This window comes from Clostridium sp. AF34-10BH, assembly GCF_003478095.1.
Classification (GTDB): Bacteria; Bacillota; Clostridia; order Lachnospirales; family Lachnospiraceae; genus Acetatifactor; species Acetatifactor acetigignens.
Genome location: NZ_QUEC01000008.1, coordinates 23,883 through 44,550, shown reverse-complemented (window position 1 = coordinate 44,550; position 20,668 = coordinate 23,883). Strand labels below are relative to the sequence as shown.

At 48.2% G+C, this 20,668-nt stretch carries 20 protein-coding genes; 17 read left to right on the top strand and 3 right to left on the bottom strand.

Translation table 11 applies throughout. The features are described 5' to 3' along the window. The first annotated feature begins 52 nt into the window (after positions 1-52). From DWZ61_RS07590 to DWZ61_RS07565, 6 genes are all read left to right on the top strand, one after another. The gene (locus tag DWZ61_RS07590; protein ID WP_243026372.1) at positions 53-1,396 is read left to right on the top strand and encodes an extracellular solute-binding protein; all 1,344 of its coding nucleotides are present in this window, start codon (positions 53-55) and stop codon (positions 1,394-1,396) included. A 266-nt stretch (positions 1,397-1,662) separates the two neighbouring features. Continuing rightward, complete coding sequence (locus tag DWZ61_RS07585; RefSeq protein WP_117465908.1) at positions 1,663-3,087, top strand: sugar ABC transporter permease; 1,425 nt, start codon at positions 1,663-1,665, stop codon at positions 3,085-3,087. Then, positions 3,087-3,929, top strand: a complete 843-nt coding sequence (locus DWZ61_RS07580; RefSeq protein ID WP_117465907.1) for an ABC transporter permease subunit — start codon at positions 3,087-3,089, stop codon at positions 3,927-3,929. The genes DWZ61_RS07585 and DWZ61_RS07580 overlap by 1 nt, the downstream gene beginning before the upstream one ends. An 85-nt stretch (positions 3,930-4,014) precedes the next feature. Continuing rightward, positions 4,015-5,124, top strand: coding sequence for a glycosyl hydrolase 53 family protein (locus DWZ61_RS07575; RefSeq protein ID WP_117465906.1), 1,110 nt, complete (start codon positions 4,015-4,017; stop codon positions 5,122-5,124). Positions 5,125-5,365: 241 nt separating this feature from the next. Then, positions 5,366-7,204: a hypothetical protein gene (locus DWZ61_RS07570; protein WP_118537948.1), complete on the top strand. Its 1,839-nt coding sequence runs from the start codon at positions 5,366-5,368 to the stop codon at positions 7,202-7,204. Then, a complete protein-coding gene (locus DWZ61_RS07565) occupies positions 7,177-7,395 on the top strand; it encodes a hypothetical protein (RefSeq protein WP_022312070.1) in 219 nt (72 codons plus the stop codon). The genes DWZ61_RS07570 and DWZ61_RS07565 overlap by 28 nt, the downstream gene beginning before the upstream one ends. Before the next feature lie 62 nt (positions 7,396-7,457). Here DWZ61_RS07565 and DWZ61_RS07560 read toward each other — a convergent pair whose 3' ends face one another. From DWZ61_RS07560 to DWZ61_RS07550, 3 genes are all read right to left on the bottom strand, one after another. Further along, entirely contained in the window at positions 7,458-7,862 is a 405-nt protein-coding gene (locus tag DWZ61_RS07560; protein WP_118503592.1) for a DUF2752 domain-containing protein, read from the bottom strand. 66 nt (positions 7,863-7,928) lie between these two features. Continuing rightward, positions 7,929-8,168, bottom strand: a complete 240-nt coding sequence (locus DWZ61_RS07555; RefSeq protein ID WP_117465905.1) for a TM2 domain-containing protein — start codon at positions 8,166-8,168, stop codon at positions 7,929-7,931. A 105-nt stretch (positions 8,169-8,273) separates the two neighbouring features. Further along, positions 8,274-8,561, bottom strand: coding sequence for a hypothetical protein (locus DWZ61_RS07550; protein WP_022312068.1), 288 nt, complete (start codon positions 8,559-8,561; stop codon positions 8,274-8,276). Between the two features lie 194 nt (positions 8,562-8,755). Between DWZ61_RS07550 and DWZ61_RS07545 the strand changes: the two genes are divergently transcribed. The 11 genes from DWZ61_RS07545 (at position 8,756) to DWZ61_RS07495 (ending at position 20,588) form a co-directional block, all read left to right on the top strand. Beyond that, the gene (locus tag DWZ61_RS07545; RefSeq protein WP_022312067.1) at positions 8,756-9,034 is read left to right on the top strand and encodes a hypothetical protein; all 279 of its coding nucleotides are present in this window, start codon (positions 8,756-8,758) and stop codon (positions 9,032-9,034) included. Between the two features lie 154 nt (positions 9,035-9,188). After that, positions 9,189-9,860, top strand: a complete 672-nt coding sequence (locus DWZ61_RS07540) for a TetR/AcrR family transcriptional regulator (RefSeq protein WP_182427028.1) — start codon at positions 9,189-9,191, stop codon at positions 9,858-9,860. A 113-nt stretch (positions 9,861-9,973) separates the two neighbouring features. After that, positions 9,974-10,675, top strand: a complete 702-nt coding sequence (locus DWZ61_RS07535; protein WP_117465902.1) for an ABC transporter ATP-binding protein — start codon at positions 9,974-9,976, stop codon at positions 10,673-10,675. A gap of 1 nt (position 10,676) precedes the next feature. Then, positions 10,677-14,063 carry an FtsX-like permease family protein gene (locus DWZ61_RS07530; protein WP_118537947.1) on the top strand — a complete coding sequence of 1,129 codons (3,387 nt, stop codon included), beginning with the start codon at positions 10,677-10,679 and terminating at the stop codon, positions 14,061-14,063. A gap of 228 nt (positions 14,064-14,291) precedes the next feature. Beyond that, positions 14,292-15,629 carry an amidohydrolase gene (locus tag DWZ61_RS07525; protein WP_118537946.1) on the top strand — a complete coding sequence of 446 codons (1,338 nt, stop codon included), beginning with the start codon at positions 14,292-14,294 and terminating at the stop codon, positions 15,627-15,629. Beyond that, complete coding sequence (locus tag DWZ61_RS07520) at positions 15,622-16,167, top strand: hypothetical protein (RefSeq protein ID WP_118537945.1); 546 nt, start codon at positions 15,622-15,624, stop codon at positions 16,165-16,167. Before DWZ61_RS07525 ends, DWZ61_RS07520 begins: the two co-directional genes overlap by 8 nt. After that, positions 16,145-16,933, top strand: a complete 789-nt coding sequence (locus DWZ61_RS07515) for an ABC transporter permease (protein WP_117465898.1) — start codon at positions 16,145-16,147, stop codon at positions 16,931-16,933. The genes DWZ61_RS07520 and DWZ61_RS07515 overlap by 23 nt, the downstream gene beginning before the upstream one ends. Before the next feature lie 38 nt (positions 16,934-16,971). After that, complete coding sequence (locus tag DWZ61_RS07510; RefSeq protein WP_118537944.1) at positions 16,972-18,063, top strand: ABC transporter substrate-binding protein; 1,092 nt, start codon at positions 16,972-16,974, stop codon at positions 18,061-18,063. Positions 18,064-18,111: 48 nt separating this feature from the next. Next, positions 18,112-18,897 (top strand): ABC transporter ATP-binding protein, encoded by a 786-nt coding sequence (locus tag DWZ61_RS07505; RefSeq protein WP_118537984.1) that lies wholly within the window; start codon positions 18,112-18,114, stop codon positions 18,895-18,897. A gap of 32 nt (positions 18,898-18,929) precedes the next feature. Beyond that, positions 18,930-19,811, top strand: a complete 882-nt coding sequence (locus tag DWZ61_RS07500; protein WP_118537943.1) for a nitroreductase family protein — start codon at positions 18,930-18,932, stop codon at positions 19,809-19,811. A gap of 72 nt (positions 19,812-19,883) precedes the next feature. Continuing rightward, on the top strand, positions 19,884-20,588 hold the full coding sequence (locus DWZ61_RS07495; protein ID WP_118537942.1) for an SDR family oxidoreductase: 705 nt from the start codon (positions 19,884-19,886) through the stop codon (positions 20,586-20,588). The last annotated feature ends 80 nt before the right edge of the window (positions 20,589-20,668 follow it).

Below are 20,668 nucleotides of genomic sequence, written 5' to 3'. Positions count from 1 at the left end.
AGCGGTTGCGCAATACGCACAAACTTGCAAAACAAAACAGGAGGATAACAAAATGAAAAAGTTAGTCGCTTTAGCAATGTCACTGACTATGGCATTCTCTCTGGTAGCTTGTGGAAACTCTGATGCTTCTGCAAATGCCGGAACAGATACCACAGCAACTTCTGCAGCAGCAACCACCACCGAGGCTGCACAGCAGACCGCTCCCGCTGAGAAGCAGGACGTTACCCTGAGAATCTGGGGTGCTGAGGAAGATCAGACCATGTTACAGGGCATGATCGATTCCTTCAAGGAGCATTATGCAGATTATGCAAACTTCGATATCCAGCTTGGTACCGAATCCGAGTCCACAGCTAAGGATACTGTTTTAGCCGATATTGAGGCTGCTGCTGATGTGTATGCTTTCGCATCTGATCAGCTGATCGATCTGGTAAATGCAGGTGCCCTGCAGTCCGTTGATGAAATGGATGCAGCTCTGGAAGCTTATGCAGGCAAGAGCGTAGCTGATGTTAAGAGCGCAAATGCTCCCGGTTCTGTAGATGCAGCAACCAAGGACGGCACACTGTATGCATTCCCTATGAGTGCTGATAACGGTTATTTCTTATATTACAATTCCACTTTAGTAACTCCCGAAGATGCACAGAGCTGGGATACCTTACTTGCAGCAGCTGATAAGGCTGGCAAGAAGGTTGGTATGACTCTTGCTTCCGGTTGGTATAACGCTTCCTTCTTCTATGGTGCAGGCTTCACTACCGCACTGAATGATGACGGCAGCACTGCTATGGACTGGAACGGCACCAGCGCTGATGGCGTTACCGGTGTACAGGTGGTACAGGCTATGCTGAACATCACCGGCAACAGCGCATTCCTTCCGATCGCTGATGGTGACGTATCTAACCAGATCGCTTCCGGTGATCTGTGTGCAGTAGTTTCCGGTACCTGGGATGCAGCTGCAGCTCAGACCGCTTTTGGTGATGGCTACGCAGCTACCAAGCTTCCTACCTATACCTGTGGCGACAAGCAGATCCAGCAGGGCTCTGTAGCAGGCTTCAAACTGGTAGGTGTTAACAAGTATTCTGCAAATGCAGGATGGGCAACTCTGCTGGCTGACTGGATCACCAACGAAGACAACCAGGCAGTACGTTTCGCAGAGAGAGAGATCGGACCTTCCAATATCAACATAGCAGGTTCCGAGGAAGTTTCTTCCAATACCGCTATTGCAGCTCTGTCTGAGCAGTCCGCTTATGGTGTAGTTCAGATTGTTGGTGGTAAGTACTGGGATCCCGCTGCTACCTTCGGTGAGAAAGTAGCTCAGGGTCAGCTGAAGGCTGATGATGAAGCTGGTATCCAGGCAGCACTGGATGAGCTGGTAGAAGGTGTTTCCGTACCCGCTGAATAAGTTTGGGAAGATGATCTGTTCCGGTTCTGTGACAAATGAATGATGAAAACGTTCTGGTGCAGAACGAATACAGAGAATAGAAAGGCGTCCTGAAGCTATGAACAATAATACGTAGTGGAGGGATGCCTTTTTTACAGGAAACGTTTCCGGTAAGTGGGTTCGACTCCTGCCTGCCGGGTTAGGTAACTAGTCAGATGAACGCGGGAAGGTGTTCCGAATAGTTACTAAATTATTTATTTTAATATTAAGAAAGGAGAGGGCAGAGAATGAAGAAGAAAAAGAGCGGAATCGGCGGATTCTTCAAGGAGTTCGGTGAGGCAGTTGTAAAAGGAGATCTGTTCGTAAAATTATCCCTGGTCTGGATGGGAGCAGGATATATCCGCAGAAAACAAATTATCAAAGGTATTTTAATGACTCTGCTCGAAGTGGCAGTCATTGTATTTACCTTTGGCTTTGCCACAGAGTATGTACGTGATTTTGGAACTTTGGGAACGGTTCAGCAGGAGACGGTTTTCAACATTGTAACCATGCAGAATGAATTCAACGATTATGACAACTCGTTTATGATCTTGTTGTTCTCCGTAGTTTCATTTGTTATCTGGTTTACATTTCTGGTGATCTGGCTTAAGAATGAAGTGACTGTTTACCGGCTTCAGAAAAAAGCACAGGCAGGAGAACATATCAATACGTTTGTAGAGGATCTGCAGCAGTTCAAGAATGACAAATTCTATATCACACTGCTGGCACTTCCCGTCATGGGGGTCGTTATTTTCACGATCGTTCCTCTGTTGATCCTGATCGCTGTCGCATTTACAAACTATGATCAGGGACATATGCCTCCTTCCGCTTTGTTTACCTGGGTGGGATTTACCAATTTCAAGAATCTGTTCGCCAACGGTGGAATGACCATTACCTTCGGTTATGCTTTCCGTAAGATTTTGATCTGGACACTGGTATGGGCACTGTTCGCAACCTTTACCACTTACCTTGGCGGTATCCTGTTGTCCTTGCTGATCAATAATAAGAGAACGAAGCTGCCGAAGCTGTGGAGAACGCTGTTCATTGTAACGATCGCAGTTCCCCAGTTCGTTTCCTTGCTTCTGGTACGTAACTTCTTCGCTAACAACGGTATCATGAACACAATCTGTGCCAATGCAGGAATTACCCAGTGGCTGAGAGATATCGGCGCGATCAGCACCAGTTATATTCCGTTTTTGTCCGCTCCCGGATGGGCACATGTAATGATCATCCTGATCAATATCTGGATCGGTGTTCCTTACCAGATGCTGATCGCTACCGGCGTGTTAATGAATATTCCTTCTGACCAGCTGGAGAGTGCGAAGATTGACGGAGCTACTCCTCTGCAGAGCTTTATTCATATCACCATGCCGTATATGCTGTTCGTCACCGGACCTTCTCTGGTAACGGATTTTGTCAAGAATATTAATAACTTTAACGTAATCTATCTGTTGACCCAGGGTGTATATACCACCACCAATCAGGCCATGGCGAACTCCCAGGCGAAGGAAGTGGACCTGCTGATCACCTGGCTGTTCAATCTGACACAGAGTTATTACAATTACAAGATGGCATCCGCCATCGGTATTATCGTGTTTATCCTTTGTGCGGTATTTACCCTCATTGCCTTCAGCAGATTCCTGAAGGGTGACAGAGAGGAGGCGTTCCGTTAATGAAGAGATTTATTAAGACTTTATTACATAACCTGTTACTGGCGTTTTTGGCATTTGTCTGGCTGGTGCCCATCGTATGGCTGGTGGTCACCTCCTTCAGTGCATACACCGGCATGAATACCAGCACCTTTTTCCCGAAGGAATGGAGCCTGGTCAATTATAAGAACCTGTTGTTTTCCGCAGACAGTGTGGCACAGTTCCCGAACTGGTTCAAGAACACCTTCATCATTGCATGTGTGGTATGTGTGATCTCCACTGCTTTTGTACTGATGGTGGCCTATGCGACCTCCTGCATGCGTTTCCCGGCACGTAAGCCGCTGATGAACGCCGCAGTTATTGTGAATCTGTTCCCCGGTGTATTGTCCATGATCGCAGTATATTTCATTCTGAAGACTCTGAACCTGACCAATACGCACCTCGGACTGATCCTGGTATATTCTGCCGGTTCCGGTCTGGGTTACCTGATCGCAAAGGGCTTCTTCGATACGATCCCGAATTCCCTGCGCGAGGCCGCTTATCTGGATGGAGCCAGTGAGGCTACGATCTTCTGGAAGGTTGTTATCCCCATGAGCCGTCCCATCATTGTATATACAGTTATCAGCTCCTTCCTGTCCCCCTGGATGGATTTCGTATATGCTAAGCTGATGTTGAATTCCGGTATTTCTTCCCAGTGGACTGTTGCTATCGGTCTGTACAATATGCTGGATAAGAGCCTGATCAATACTTACTTTGGTCAGTTCTGTGCAGGTGGTGTACTGGTATCCATTCCCATCTCTGTATTGTTTGTCATCATGCAGAAGTTCTATGTGGAAGGTATTACCGGTGGTGCCGTGAAGGGTTAAACTGCTTCGGCGGTTTAACCTGGGAGAATCCATGGAATGGATTCTTTAGGATAAACGTATGACATGGAGACAAAGAGTTAAATTTATGGATAAATTTATCAAAGGTATGGATGTATCGAGTCTGCCGGAGGAGACAGCTCTCGGTGCAAGGTTTTATGACGAAGGCAAAGAGGGGGACGCACTGGAGATCCTGAAAAAATACGGTGCCAACTCTCTGCGCATCCGTCTCTGGAATGATCCTTACAGTGAGGACGGCAAGCCTTACGGAGCCGGTACCAGTGACTTTACAAAACTGGTGGCACTGGCTTCCGCAGGCAAAAAGCTGGGTTACAGCTATCTGCTGGATCTGCATTACAGTGATTTCTGGGCAGATCCCGGCAAACAGTTCCCACCCAAGGAGTGGGCATACGCAGATGCGGATGCACTGGAGAAGCATGTGTATGACTACACAAAGGATGTGCTTTTGAAATTAAAGCGTCTCGATCTGCTTCCGGAGATGGTACAGGTGGGGAATGAGATCACCAATGGTCTGATGTGGCCCCACGGAAAATGGGACAACGTTGACAATATTGCAAGATTCATCAGTGCTGGCATCCGTGCGGTGAGAGAAGTATCACCGGACAGCAGAGTGATGCTTCATCTGGACTGCGGCGGCAACAATGCCCGCTGCAGAGAATGGTTTGATGCCTATGTACAGAGAGGAGAGGACTTCGATGTCATCGGACTGTCCTATTATCCCTTCTGGCACGGAACCATTGATGACCTGACCAATAATATGAACGATCTCTCTCAGAGATATCAGAAGGATGTCATTGTGGCAGAGGTATCCATGGGCTTCACCATGGAGGACTATGCAGACAGGGAAAAGCTGTCACCGGAACAGCGCAAGGGCATAGCGACCAAGCCCCACCTTGCAGAGGCGGTGGAGTATCCTATGACACCGGAAGGACAGGCTGCATTTATGCAGAAGGTCATGGAACGCATTGCGCAGGTTCCGGATGGCAGAGGAAAAGGTTTCTACTACTGGGAGCCGGCATGGATCCCAATGCCCGGTTGTGGCTGGGCCAACGAGGAATCCCTGAACTATATTCAGGATCCCGGTCCGGGCGGAAACGAGTGGGCCAATCAGGCACTGTTCGATTATGATGGAAATGCACTGCCCGCGTTGAAAGTGATCAGAGACTTTCAGAAGTAATGTGATATTCGTTCCCGCAATGCGGGGAGGATGATATAATGAGTGCAAGTGAGCCAATATGCTTGCATAATTGGCGAACGGCGAATTTGATCATGATCGTTGCGAAGCAACGGTAAGCACCGTAGGTGCGAATCATGATATAATGAAGCAAAATCACTTGCTTGCAAGTGTGATTTTGCGAAATGCATTGAGTGAGCTATGCTCACGATATAAGATGCCAAATGGCGAGATGGAGGAAAAGATGGATAAGTTTATCGTGAATATCATTCACCGTCCGGAGATGGTTCCCGAGTATGCGGAAAAAGTAACCGGACACGGCAAAGAAGAGGATCTGGGCAGAAAAGCACTACTGACAGAATCTCTGGATATTTTCAAGTTTCAGCAGGAAACTGCGCATAAGAATGGTTTGAAGACTACCATTCAGATGACCTATGCTTCCCTGTTCAATGACGAAGCGGTAGCACTGGCTAAGGCAGATCACGAGAAGTACGGTGATGAGATCGCACTGTCTCTGTTAGGTCTGCCCTGCACAGAGTTCCGTGAGAAGTACAAGACCAAGGATTTCTGTATCTGGATGTTCTCCATGGAAGACAAAAAGTCTATCGTGGATGATGTGTTCTGCAAGTTCCATGAGAAGTTCGGATTCTATCCCGAATCCACCGGATCTTACTACATGGATGCAGATCTGACCAATTATATCAAAGCAACCTATCCTACCGTAAAATGTGCGGTAGCAACCTGTTGGGAGGAAGGCCCCAAGGCATATCATACCTGCAACAACTCCTGGTATACCTTCATGGATGGCGGCCCCTGGGCACCTTGGATCCCTTCCAAGCAGAATACCCATGCACCTGCAGCCAACGAAGCTGAGGACAGCGGTGTAGTAGCAATCCCTCACCTGTCCAGAGACCTGCTGGCATGCTATGACGGCAATGGCTCCAACTTCGGAACCCATCCTCAGAACGTATTGCGTGGTATGATCTATGACACCAAGACCTGGGAGTATCCTTATCTGTACAACCTGATCGATCAGTATCGTTCCCTGGAGAAGTACAACAACGGATACGCATACAACATGATGTTCGTAGGACCCGGCTGGCTGAACAAAATGGGCCGTTGGGAGCAGCCTTACGAACTGTTGAAGAAGAGTTATGAAGACGGTATGAAGTATTACGGCGACCTGAAGAAGGAAGGCAAGCTTACCGATATGACCATGGCGGAGTTCGCTGATTACTATCGTCAGAAGAAGACCTACACCGAGCCTGAGTGTGCTCTGTGGAGAGATATTTTGTACGGTTCCGACAAGCAGTTGTTCTGGTACTGTGATCCCTTCATGCGTGCCTGCGTAAATATGGATCAGGGCGGTGCTATCGTAGACCTGCGCCCTTACGCTGCAAAGCTGGAGTGGCCGGTAGGTATCGGCACCAAGCATGTGACCGATGCTTCCTATCCTTTCCTGATCCAGGAGAAGTACCGTGCAGGTTACTTCACACATTATGCAGGAGAAGGTACCGTTAGAAGTGCCAAGTTAAAACACAACGGTGAAGAAGTGGATTTGTGCCTGTGCCGTACCAAGGCTCATTTCTCTCAGGAAGGCAGCACCAGAATCCTGACATTGGATCCCGTAGATATCGAGTTCTATGATCTGACCGTAAAATTACAGACCATCGTTTCCTTCGAGGAAGGCAGCTCAGCAATCAAGATCGAGCGTAAGATCCTGGAGATGAGCGATCCGAACGCAGAAGTAGAACTGAACGAGTACATCGTAGCATGCTATGGTACCACTGAGTACTCTGAGGACATGCTGGGTATCACCCTGAGCACCAAAAAGGGTGACGAGGTAGAGACTCTGGATTACGAGTACAAGTGCCGTGAGATGGAGAAGGCAGAGGCTGACGAAGTAAGAGCTGTCATTCCTCAGATCGAGACCGCAGTATCCATGAACACCAATGCAGAAGGCGCTGTCGGATATGTGAAGGAAGGATATGCATTCTCCCCGATGTTTACACTGGGTTACAATTCCAAAATCAAGGATAAGGAGGTCGTTGCAACATGGCTCAAGCTGGAAAAGGCAAATTAAACTACAGATGTCCCTCTTGCTTCATGAGAGATATCGATATGGATATGTTCTACGATAAGGATAAGAAGGAATACTACTGCCTGCGTTGTCAGTACAGGGGATCCGAGGAAGATGTCCTCAAGAAAAATGAAATGGCAAGATTCCGTTATGGCGCTATGTATGAGCGTTACACCAAATTCGATTTTGATTGAGAAAACGGATAAAGCGATTGCATAAGAGCATTGAAAAAAGGGGCTGTATTACAGCTCCTTTTTCATATATTCATATATGAAAAGAAATGAAAAATACCTTTTGTAAAATCAATCTGTACAATGGGAGAATGTGTTACATGCCTTATGATAAAGCAGAGCAAGAACAGAATTCCAATCGCAAAAGCCCCATGATCGATCCATTTGTCCGATAAGTGAAGAAGCCGGAATTTCCAAAGAGGAAAAATAATAAAAATTCCCAATACTACAGGCCAGAGAGGATGATAATAAAAGGCTGTTGTAAGATCACCGCTTAATAGGCATAAAAATGCTCTGGTCATTCCACAGAAAGGGCATGGAATGCCAAAAAAGAATAGTAAAGGGCATTGATATCCTGAGAACCACAGGAAAAGCAGGAGTAGTGCAATAATAGAAATAAGAAATATAGTTTGTTTTATGTTTTTATTCATGATCAGCAACCTATAAAAAGAAAAAAGCTTTTGTCGTCTCCGGCAAAAGCTTTTTTTATCCTGTGATTATGCTGTATATTTACCGTCTACGAATACAACTTCTTCGGAACCGGCATAAGCAGCACCGTATGCCTTGGTAAGAGCAATGATCCAGTCGACCAGGCTCCATACTCCGCAGCCACCGGCAGTGAGAAGCTTCAAAATTCCGAGACCAACCTGACCTCTGACGAATCTATCAACACCCAACTCACCAAGTAAAAAGCAGAAAACCCAGGCAAATACATGCTTGTTAACACGCTTTTCCATTAGAAAGCCCCTCCTTTGTATTAGATGATATCATCATTATGATCCGTTAGTGAGAAAAAATCAATCAATAAACGAAAAAAACATAAAATTATGTGCTTTAAGGGTCTATAAATAGTTATTAGAGGAACGTTTTAAAATAAAGCGCACATTGTATCCGGATTCGTCACAGATCCCGCGGACGATCTCTTCCGCAGCATCCTTGACATTGTCGTTGATGCAGATGATGCAGGCATCTTTTTTGCGGCTGAAGAAGGAAGCCTTCGGCCAGCGGATATAATAAGAAATCCGGTTTTTCAGCAATGCTCTCTCGATGAGCTGCTTGCAATCGGGATCGGATACTTCGCACAATTCAATCTCATTATTAACTTTCAGAGTGGTATATAGCGGCTGCATGATGTCACCTCCAATAGTATTACAAGGCGATTATAGCACAGATTCTTTGAAATGCGCAAGTAGCGCTTATACTTGACGCGGTATCCGGAAGAAGGTACAATAATACACACGGAATATGGAAACCGAAACAGCCCGGACGGGAAGGACAGACAGATCCAAAGTACGGGCGGTAGGAAGAGAAAGGAGATCATACGATGGATATTATAGAGAAGATCGGTGATACCATCACCGAAAAGGGAAAAGTAGCGGCAGACAAAGCAAAAGAACTGGCAGCCATTGCTAATCTGAAGAGCCAGATCTCTACCTGCGAGGAAGTCATGAAGAAGAACTATCTGGAGATCGGCAAGATCTATTTTGAACAGTACAGCGATATGCCGGAGCCTCCTTTTGAGAAGCAGTGCGAGACCATTAAGAACAGCCAGAGAGCCATTGCAGATTTACAGGAAAAGATCGAACAGCTGAAAACAAAATAAAACGAAATGACGAAAATAAAAACAGGGTTGACAGCAATCCTGTTTTTATTTATAATGCAGACATAACAATGTTATGTGAACGAGTGAACATATGATAGAATAAACTCTTCCATAGAAAACATACCTGACTGCTTGCAGGCAGGGGATGCTTTCTATGAGAGGAGTATTATTCCCGAAGGAGATCGCAATGCCCTTAAAACAGGAAACGCAAAATGAGAATAAAGAAACCAGGCAGCACCTTCTGGAATGTGCCAAAAGGGAGTTCCTGGAAAAAGGATATATGAAAGCTTCCCTGCGGAATATCTGTAAAGAGGCCGGAGTGACCACAGGGGCGCTGTATTTTTTCTTCAAGGATAAGGAAGATCTGCTGGCAGCACTGGTGGAAGAGCCGTTGCGGCAGCTGTATGCAATAATGGAAGAACATTATGCCACAGAGATGCACAACGAGGATCAGGTGGCACAGCTGGATATTGTGGATGACGGGGATCTGGAAGCATCCAGACAGATCATCCGGCAGATGTATGCGAACCGGGAGGCCTTTCTGCTGCTCCTGACGAAATCTCAGGGGTCCCGATTTGAAAATTGTCTGGATGAGGTCGTGGATATCTCGGAGCAACAGTACCGCAGATTATGCGATATGGTGACGAATGCCACCGGAAGACCGCGGGTCGATGATTACATGACACACTGGATGGCCCACATTATGGTAGATACTTTTGTACACCTGTTTCTGCATGAGACAGAAGAGAGAGTGGCATTGAAGCATGTGGATGCCTTGACGATGTATCTGGTGCGCGGATGGATGGGCATAATGACAGAAAGCTAAAATACAATGCACCCCAAGGAAGTTTGGACTTTGCAGGGGTGCTGTTTCAGAGCATTAACATAACAGTGTTATGTTAATGAAAATCATTATCATTAGTGATGAGGAGGCAGGATATGTATCTGGAAGTGAAGAATCTGAAGAAGAGCTATGGAGAAGGCGGCGGTTATGTACAGGTATTAAAGGGAATCAACGCAGGAGTGGAACAAGGTGAAATGTGTGTCATCCAGGGCACCAGCGGTTCCGGAAAATCCACGCTGCTCAACTGCATCGGAGGACTGGATACCGTGGATTCCGGTTCCATCGTAGTGGATGGACAGGAGGTGGCGGGGCTTAACAGTAAAGCACTTTCCAATTACCGTCGGGAGAAGCTGGGTTTTATTTTCCAGTTTTATAATCTGGTGCCGAATCTGACGGTGAAGGAAAATATCCAGGTCTGCCAGTATCTGACGAAGAATCCTTTGAATATGGAGGAACTGCTGCAGGTACTGGGACTGACGGAACATCAGAACAAGTTCCCGGCACAACTTTCCGGCGGACAACAGCAACGCTGTGCCATCGCCAGAGCCTTGATCAAGAATCCGAGCCTTCTGTTATGCGATGAGCCTACGGGTGCGCTGGATTCCAGGACTTCCCGGGACATCCTGATACTGCTGGAGGATATCAACAGACAGTATGGCACTACGATGCTTATTGTTACGCATAATAATTCCATTAAAAACATGGTACATCAGGTCATTATGATCAAGGACGGACAGATCAGCAAGAACTACCGGAACGAGAAACGTGTTCCTGCGGCAGAACTGGAGGATTTGTAGGATGCAGAGGATATTAAGCAAACGAGTACTTCGGGATATCCGGGAAAACCTGCTTCGGTATCTGGCACTGTTTTTCCTGGTGGCACTGGTCATGTATATGGTGGTGGCTATTGTGGGAGCTGCCGAGACTATTATGCAGGGGACGAAGGAGAGCGGACGTGTCCATCACAGAGAGGACGGACAGTTTGGCGTTTTTGTTCCGCTGACCGAAAAAGAGACTGCACAGATCACGGAAAAAGGTGTGACACTGCAGAGGGATTTTTCCCTGGATTTTCATCTGGGACAGTCAACGTTTCGTGTCTATCAGGCAAGAGAATCGGTAGATCTGTTCGTTCCAGCAGAAGGGGAGGAAATTCCGGCACAGGGAGAGATCCTGTTGGAACAGCATTATGCGGAAAAACATGAGCTGCAATTAGGAGATATCTTTATCGTTGGGGGAAAAGAGTTCACCGTTACCGGAATCGGCAGCACGCCGGATTACGATGCTGCTTTTGAGAAAACGTCAGATACCACTGTAGACAGCAATCTGTTTGGCTTCGGATTTGTCACGGCAGAGGATTATGAAGCTCTGAAAGCAGGCGGACAGAATTTCCGGACGGAGGATTATACTTACACCTATCTGCTGAATGATACCATGACGGATCAGGAACTGAAGGAACTGTTACAATCCTTCGAACTGGACCGCAGTAAGGTGACGGATACTTATTTTCTGGAAATGCTGGCAGATGCGGAAGAGACGAAGAACGATATTCAGGATGGTATCCAGGAACTTCTGGATGGCGTGGATGAGCTGGTGGACGGTGTGGATGAACTGGCGGATCATAATACAGAACTGACGGATGCGGCGGATGAGTTGTTTGATGCTATGCTGGAACAGGTGAATGACAGCCTGAAGGATGCCGGAGTGGAAGTGACACTGACTTCAGGAAATTATGAACAACAGCTGAATGCCATGATCGCTAATCCTCATGCCTACACCGCATCCCTGCGGCAGAACCTGCAGGACGCGAAAAAGTCTCTGGAAGATCTGCAGGAGTTCCGGGATGGTGTGAAATCCTACACGGACGGAGTTAATGCAGCTTCTGCCGGCGGCGGAGCACTGGTGGGCGGTATGAGTCAGATCACGGAAAACAGTGCTGCGTTGAATCAGGGAGCTGATGCTATTTTTAATGCCATTTTGGGCATGGTGAATGAACAGCTCCAGGCAGAGTTGGAACCTTATGCGGCATACGGGATCAGCTTTCCGGGACTGACGGCTGGCGGTTACGGAGAGCAGCTGGATCAGTTGGCAACTGTCTTTACACAGATGGGGGCATCCCAGGCAGCGGGGCAGCTGTCTGCAGTGAAAAGTCAGCTGGACACCGTGGCACAGTTTCGGGATGGGGTGAAAGCCTATACCGCCGGTGTCGGAGAAGCAGCCGGAGGATCCCAGAAGCTGTTCCAGGGACTGAGCGTGCTTTATACCGCCAGTGAGCCTCTGGTAGACGGCACAGATGCCGTGGTGGATGCACTGATGGATATGGTGGAGGCACAGCTGGAAGAAAGTGATATTCAGGTAGAACTGACTGCCGACAATTATAAGGAAGAGCTGGACCGGCTGATGGCAGAGGGCAGCAGTGTGGATGCCAGGCTGCGGGATTCCTTGAAGGACGCGAAGGATACTTTGGCGGATCTGGAGGATTTCCGGGGAGGAATCATCGATTATACGGATGCCGTGGATGAGATTGCGGATGGCAGCAGGGAACTGCGGGACGGTGTGCAGGAACTGCAGGATGAAGCCAATGATATGATCGATGAGTATTTTACTTTCGATATCGACAATCTGACACAGTTTCTGGTGGCAGGGGATAATCCCAGAATCGATGCCGCCAGCGGGGATGTGATCATCAATAAATATGCCGGTATGGTATCCGGTATTATCCTGATGGTCATGTTCACTTACGTGATCTCCGTATTTGTGGTACATAATATTGAAAAAGAGAGCAGCGTCATCGGTGCGCTGTACGCTTTGGGTGTGACGCGAGGGCAGCTTTTGTTCCATTATCTGCTCAATCCCATGATGATTTCCTTCTTAGGAGGTGCGGTCGGCTGTGTCCTGGGCTTTTCGAAGTATGGTACCGGCTGGCAGATGCAGGACAGTATCGTGTATTTTTCCCTGCCACCCATGGAAATCGTGACTCCGGCCTATCTGCTGGTCTACAGTCTGGTCATGCCGCCGGTGACGGCCGCATTGGTAAACTGTCTGGTGATCAGCAAGAAGTTGAAGCGCACGGCACTGTCTCTGCTTCGAAATGAACAGACCGCAGGCAGGGCCGGGAAGATACAAGATGTAAATCTGGGAAATATGAAGTTCCTTCACAGATTCCAGGTCCGTCAGCTCCTTCGGGAGATGCGTTCTGCCGTGGCGGTGGTGATCGGTATGTTTATCTGCCTGCTGGTACTTTTGATCTCTGCAGACTGCTATGTTCTGTGTAAGAACTTTGGAGACGCCTGCCTGGATGAGACGACCTATGCTTATATGTATACTTACAAATATCCCACGGAGGATGTGCCGGAGGATGGTACTCCGGCTTATGTGGAGAGTCTGAAAAAAGAGGCTTACGGTTATAATCTGGATGTGACGGTACTGGGAATCGATAAGGATAATCCATATTTTCCGGTGGAGACCAGCAATAAGAAAAATGAGATCGTGATCTCCAGCGCCGCAGCACAGAAATTTGGCGTGAAGGTCGGTGACAAACTAGTGCTTTCCGATGAAGTGAACGAGAGAGATTATGCGTTTACTGTCAAAGATATCGTTCATTTTGCCTCCGGTGTTTATGTATTTTTAGACCGGGATGCCATGCAGGAACTGTTCGATCAGGAAGACGACTATTATAATGTAGTATTCGCCGATCATGCACTGGACATCGACAACGGCAGACTGTATTCTACGGTATCCAGAGAAAACGTGGAGGAAAGCTCTCAGATATTTACGGATATGATGGGACCTATGGTCAGCATGCTGGCGGCCATCTCCGCACTGATCTTCATGATCGTCATGTATCTGATGATGAAGGTCATGATCGACCGTTCTGCATTCTCCATTTCCCTGATGAAAGTATTCGGCTACCGAAAGGGAGAGATCCGCAGACTGTATCTGGACGGGAACTTCTATATTATAATGTTGGGAGCATTGTTGGGAGTACCGTTGGCAAAATGGTCCATGGATCTGATCTTCCCGTATTTTATTTCCAATGTGGCCATCGGAATGGATTTACAGTTCCCGCCGCAGTTGTACGGCATGATCTACGGAGGCATCCTGATCTGCTATCTGGTGATCAACTTCCTGCTGGTGGGCAGACTGAACAAGCTGGTGCCTGCGGAAGTATTGAAGAATAGAGAGTAAATAAGTAAGTAAATATAGGTAACAGTTCAGCCATGAACATATCTGGGCACAGAAATCATGCTTGCATGATTTTGCGGGCAAATATGTTCATGGCTGAACTGTTACCTAACTTTTTTATATAAATACATACTAACCCTATTGACAAACTAGGAAATATAAGGTAATATCATCTAAAACATAGAAAACATATAGATTTACTAGGATATAAAAGACGAGGAGGATGACACCGTGGCAGCAACCTTTGATACGACAGAACAGAGAATCCTTAAGATCATAGATGACAACCGGGAGACCATCGTAGAGTTCGCAAGAGATATTTACGATCATGCAGAGCTGGGCTACAAGGAATTCCGCACTTCGAAAAAGTTCGTGGATTTTATGAAGAGCTTACAGCTGCCGGTACAGACAGATCTGGCCATCACCGGAGCAAAAGCCTATTTAAATAAAGAAAAGGCCGGAAATGCATCCCTGGCATTGATCGGAGAACTGGATGCCCTGAGGATTCCGCAGCATGCACATGCAAATCAGGAGACACAGGCAGCTCACTGCTGTGGACATCACGCACAACTGGCAGGAGTCATCGGAGCGGCGCTGGCACTTACGGATGCAGAGGTGGCACAGAAGCTGGATGGACAGGTGATCTTCTTCGCCACACCGGCGGAAGAGTACGGTGAGATCGAATTCAAGAATCAGCTGATCGCTGATGGCAAGATCGCTTACGGTGGTGGAAAATGTGAACTGATCCGCATCGGTGCTTTCGATGATGTGGATGTGGCACTGGCGCATCATATTTCCTTAGAGGGAATCCGGCTGGGAAGCAACAGTGGCAATGGTTTTGTATCCAAGGTGATCCGTATCAAAGGAAAAGCAGCCCATGCGGCGGGATGTCCGGAAAAAGGTGTCAACGCCTTATCGGCAGCAAGCCTGGGGTTACAGGCACTGGCACTGAACCGTGAGACCTTCCGGGATGAGGATTGCGTGAGGGTTCATCCGATCCTGACCAAGGGCGGAGATCTGGTCAATGTAGTTCCCAACGAAGCGGTGCTGGAGACACTGGTAAGAGGCAAGACCCTGGAGGCTTTCGCAGATGCATCCGTCAAGACAGATCGTTCCTTCAAGGCAGGAGCACTTGCCATGGGAGCAGGGTATCGTATCGAGACTATGCCGGGCTATCTTCCTTCTCTCTGGCAGTCGGCACCGGAAGAGATGGCCGATGCGGTGAAAGCACTGGTAGGAGAAAAAACGGTATACGAGGTCAGACCGGAGGAACACAGCGGAGGATCCACAGATGTGGGAGATGTACAGCATCTGCTTCCTGTGATCACTTTCAATACCGGCGGTGCTGTAGGTGGTCTGCACCAGGTGGATTTCGATATCGTGGATGAGGAAGAAGCCTATGTGCTGACAGCAAAGATATTTGCCCTGAGTGCTTACAGAATGTTAAAGAATGGCGCGGAAGTGACGAAGCGGACCAAACAGGAATATCATCCGAGATTCGCTGATAAACAGGAATACATAGCTTTTATGGACAGCTTTAATAAGGTGGAGGAAGCGGACATTGAGTAAAGCAGATTATAAAATAGAAGGAACGGTTCCCAGAGAACTGTTGGTAAGTGAAGTAAGAAAGGCCGCAAGACAGTTCGCCATGCAGTTCTTTCATTTCAGCAAAGTATTATATGACCAGTTCGGACTGGAGAAGACCAAAGATATCGTGAGACAGACCGTATTCGAACTGGCAGTGGACCGGTCGGATCAGCTGCGGGAAAAGGCACTGGCGCAAGGCCTGAAGGCAGATTCCGTAGAAGACTTTATGAGTGTTATCGACCTTCCCTTCACCGGATGGATCCCGGAATGGGGAGAAGATCACTGTCCCTATGCGGAAGTGTGGAGAACTTATTTTGACAAATATCCCTGGTTCCGAGAGATCGCACCGTTTTACTGTGATGTGATCGATACCACCACCATTGAGAATTTTTCCAGGTGTCTCTCCCACAGGATCACACAGAATGTCATCCTGGAAGGTACCTGTTGTAAGAGAGAGTACTTTGAAAGCGATAAGGTGAAGCGAGGAGAATACACTTATGGAAAAAAAGAAGAAAACTAAGAATAAGAAACGTTTTACCTGGGTGAATCTGGCACAGCTGCTCACCGTGGCGGCACTGCTTCTGTGGATGCAATGGGCAGTAGATTCCGGCAGGGTGCTTACGATCTTCGTGGCATCCCCGACTTCCATCGTGGAAGAGGGCATTAAGATCATTACAGACGGAACCTTATGGCCCCACTTATTGCTGACGATCCAGGAGGCACTGGCAGGTTACCTGTCCGCAGTGGTAGTCGGTATTGCGGTAGGTCTGTTGTGGACACTGTTTCCGGTATCGGAGAAATACATGAATGTGTTCTGTTCTGCGATCATGGCAGTTCCCAAGGTAGCGATTCTGCCGCTGTTGATCCTGTGGTTCGGCATCGGCTTTCAGTCCAAGGCATTTCTGGTATTTCTGTTCTCGGTATTTACGATCCTGTACAATACCGTGACCGGAGCCAAGGAGTGTAAAAAGGAATACCTGAAGGTCGCAAGGGTCTTTCGGGCCAACCGTTTCCAGACCGTATTTCTGGTCATCATTCCGGCGGCACTGCCGTCGATCTTCAACGGATTGAAGCTGGCAGCGGCAACGGCACTGACCGGTGTCCTGTTCTCGGAAATGCAGTCGGCGAGAGCGGGACTCGGCTATCTGCTGACAGAATCCCAGAACCTGTTGAACACCCCGAGGATGTTCTTCCTGATCATCCTGATCACCTTATTATCCGTAGGTGCGGTAAAACTGATCGATGCCATCGAATATGCTATCAGCTATCGATGGAGACATGTATAAGCAAATAAATTTTTTCAATAGACGAGGAGGAAAATGTTATGAAAAAGAAAGTATTCAGCGTATTACTGACGGTGGCACTGGCAACCGGAGTACTGGCAGGCTGCGGCAGCAGTGCAGCAACCGGCAACAATGCAGCAACCGGAACCGCACAGAATGAGGGAAGCCAGGCAGCAAGTGCAACTACCGCAGGAGAGGAATCCGGAGACACCATCGTGATCCGTTCCTGCTTCGCTACCGGAATGACCGGTGCGGTGAACCGTTTTGCCATTGAAAAGGGTCTGTATAAAGAGCTTGGTATTGAGTTCGAAAACGTAGAGGCCAGCGCTGATACCAACTCCACAGTAATGTCCCTGATCACCAGAGGAGAGATCGATGTGGCAGACGGAGATCCCAGTTCTTATATCCCCGGTATCTACAACGGTGTGCCTGCCAAGCTGGTAGGAAATATGTGGAGATATTCCGGATGCTACTGGCTGGTGGCAAACAATGATATACAGGACTTCTCCGATCTGGAAGGCAAAAAAGTCGGTACCGCAGGAGCTTCCGGCGGAATGCGACTTTCCGTATTGAAGATGTTGGAGAAGAACGGTGTCAGCACGGATAACGTGGATCTGATCGCCAACGGCGTATACCAGACCGCTTATGCATCCCTGACTTCCGGCGAAGTGGACGCTACGATCATTCACAACCCGTATGCGGCACTGGCTGAGGCAGACGGCACCGGACATATCCTGGGAAGAGCCTGGGACTACATCCCCGACTACTATACCGGAACGATCATCGCAAGCAACAGCTTTATTGAAAATGAGCCGGAGAAGCTGCAGCGCTTCCTGACCGCTTATTATCAGGTACATGAAGAAGTTAAGAATGACTATTTCGACGAATTTGTTGCATGGGCAGCAAAAGAGATGAATACATCCGAAGAGGTTATGAGAAAGGCCATCGAGTCGGAAATCGATGTATGGCTGGATTATCCGGTAATCCCCGAAGATCGTCTGGCTACCACCTTTGAATATCTGAAGGAGTACGGCTGGGTAGATGAAAATGTCAGCTACGAAGGAACCTACACCAACGAATTCGCGCAGGTAGCTGCAGATACCCTGGGAATGACCGACCCGGAAGCAAAATAATTGAGAATGCTCTGAAAATAAGAGACACAGGAAACGGAGGTAATGGAAATGCCCGCAATATCCATTAAAAATATCAACAAAACCTATATCGATCAGGATGGAAACGAAGTACAGGCACTGCATGACATCAATCTTGATGTGGCAGAAGGTGAATTCGTCTGCATCGTAGGTCCCAGCGGATGCGGTAAGAGTACCCTGTTAGAGATCGTGGCGGGCCTGCTGGATGCTACAAGCGGCGAAGTATTGCTGGATGGACAGCCGGTACACGGTACCAGCAGAGATATTGGCGTGGTATTCCAGGATGCCTCCCTGTTTCCCTGGAGAACCGTACGGAAAAATGTGGCATTCGGACTGGAGATCGCCGGAGTACCCAGGGAAGAGAGAGAAGAACGGTTAAGGCGTTATATCTCCATGGTCAGCCTGAACGGTTTTGAGAACAAATATCCGGCACAGCTGTCCGGCGGTATGCGGCAGAGAGCCGGCATCGCCAGAACCCTTGCCATGAATCCCAAGGTCATCCTCATGGATGAGCCCTTCAGTGCCGTGGATCATCTGACCAAATGCACTCTGCAGGAGGAACTGATCAATATCAGACAGGCAGAGAACAAGACCGTATTATTCGTCACACACGATATAAATGAGGCGGTGTTCCTGGCAGACAGAGTGGTATTGTTAAGTCCAAGACCCAGTACCATTCAGAAAATCTACGAGATTCCTCTGGAGCAGAAGAGGGGGCGTAATGATCCTCTGCTTTTAAAAATTGCAGCAGAAATCGCAAAAGACATCAACAGCGGTGGACAGGATATTCCCAACAACTATTGGGGCAACTTATAGGCGGAGAATACAGAGAATAAGGAGGCAGCAGTATGTTTCGTGACACCAGTATGGATTACCTTTCCAGAGATGAAGTACTTGAGATCTGGAATAACAATATGCGTCTGACAGACGAGCAGCTTTTAGCCATGGATGAGACAGAATTCCGGGCAAGAGTGAGAGAACGTTCCCATCATACCTTGGAGATCCAGGTATATGCCACCGCATATCGCCACCAGAAATTAAAACCCAACCAGGCAGATTATACGAAGCATCTGCTGGAACTGTGGGAGAAAAGAGGATTGGGAAAAAATCTGCCGGAATATCGGTATGCCTCTTTCCTGATCGATGCGGCGGAGAAACTGGTAAAGGGGGAAGACGTGGATCTGACACCTTACAAACCTACGCCGGTGACGGAACAGATGGAGAAAGACTTTTTCACGATTGTAAAGGAACGCAGAAGCGTCCGGGAATTCAAGGACAAGGAAGTACCGGATGAACTGATCGATAAGATCCTGGAAGCGGGGCTTTGGGCTGCTCACGGCTGTAATATACAGTCCATCCGCTATGTGGTGGTACGGGAGAAAAACGAGCCGGGACTGTTCCGCGGCAGTGACGTGCCGGGAGGTCCGGTGCATCTGGTGATCTTACAGGATATGAGATGCTACAGAGCCAACTCCTTTACCCCGGTGAGAAATCAGCTGCTGGATGCCGGAGCCGCCGGACAGAATATCGTTCTGGCTGCTCATGCGGTAGGATTAGAGGGGGTATGGCTGACGTTCCCCGGAGAGGAATTCTGCGACAGACTGCGGAAGAAATTCAATCTGCCGGATTATATCCGGCTGGTGACCTATGTGGATGTAGGATATGGTGATCAGACTCCTTATCCGCCGCAGAGATGGGATGTCAAGGATACGATCCTCGGAAGATACTAAAACGATTGAGCGGAATAGAAGATCAGATAGGAATCTGACTGTAAATGGGTGCGATAAGAAGGAGACCTGAATATGAACATTGTGATCATTGGCGGCAGCCGCGGCATCGGCAAAGCGGCTGCAAGGGAACTGTTACAGGATGGACATAAGGTACTGATTGTCGGCAGAAATCCGAAGACTTTGGAAGAAACCGGAAAAGAACTGGCAGGAGCAGTTACCTATTCCTGTAATGCCGGTAAGGCAGAGGAAACCACTGGACTGGTGGATGCAGTGAAGAACGGTAAAATAGTGGGATTCGGAGATAACGTGGATGGACTGATCCTGTGTGCGGCGGTATTTCCCAATCCGGCCACGAAGACATCCGTAGTACAGCCGGAGCCGGAGGAACTGCAGGCAATGCTTGACAGCAACGTGACGGCATATTACCGTCTGGTGAAGGAATTTCTTCCGCTGCTGGCACCGGGCAGCCGCATCGTACTCATCGGTTCCACTTCGGGAATCCGCAGAGACAGGGGCGGCATCTACGGCATTTCCAAATGGGCGCTCCGGTCCTATGCCTATGCCCTCCGGGAGGAATGCAAGCCTATGGGGATCGGTGTATCCCTCATTAATCCCGGCGGCACCTTTACCGAGACCAGAAAGAAATCCTCCGAAGAGGACAGGTCACTTTTAGAGACCTCCGACCTCGGAAAAGTCATCACCCTGACCTTCCGTCTGTCCCCACAGGCAGTACTGGAGGAAGTGAATATCCGACCTTTACAGGGAGATACCTATTAGGCAGTCGATGGACTGCCTTTTTTCTTCTCAAGGAAACTCATTGAATGTTAAAAAAAAGTATGGTATGATAAAGGGCAGAA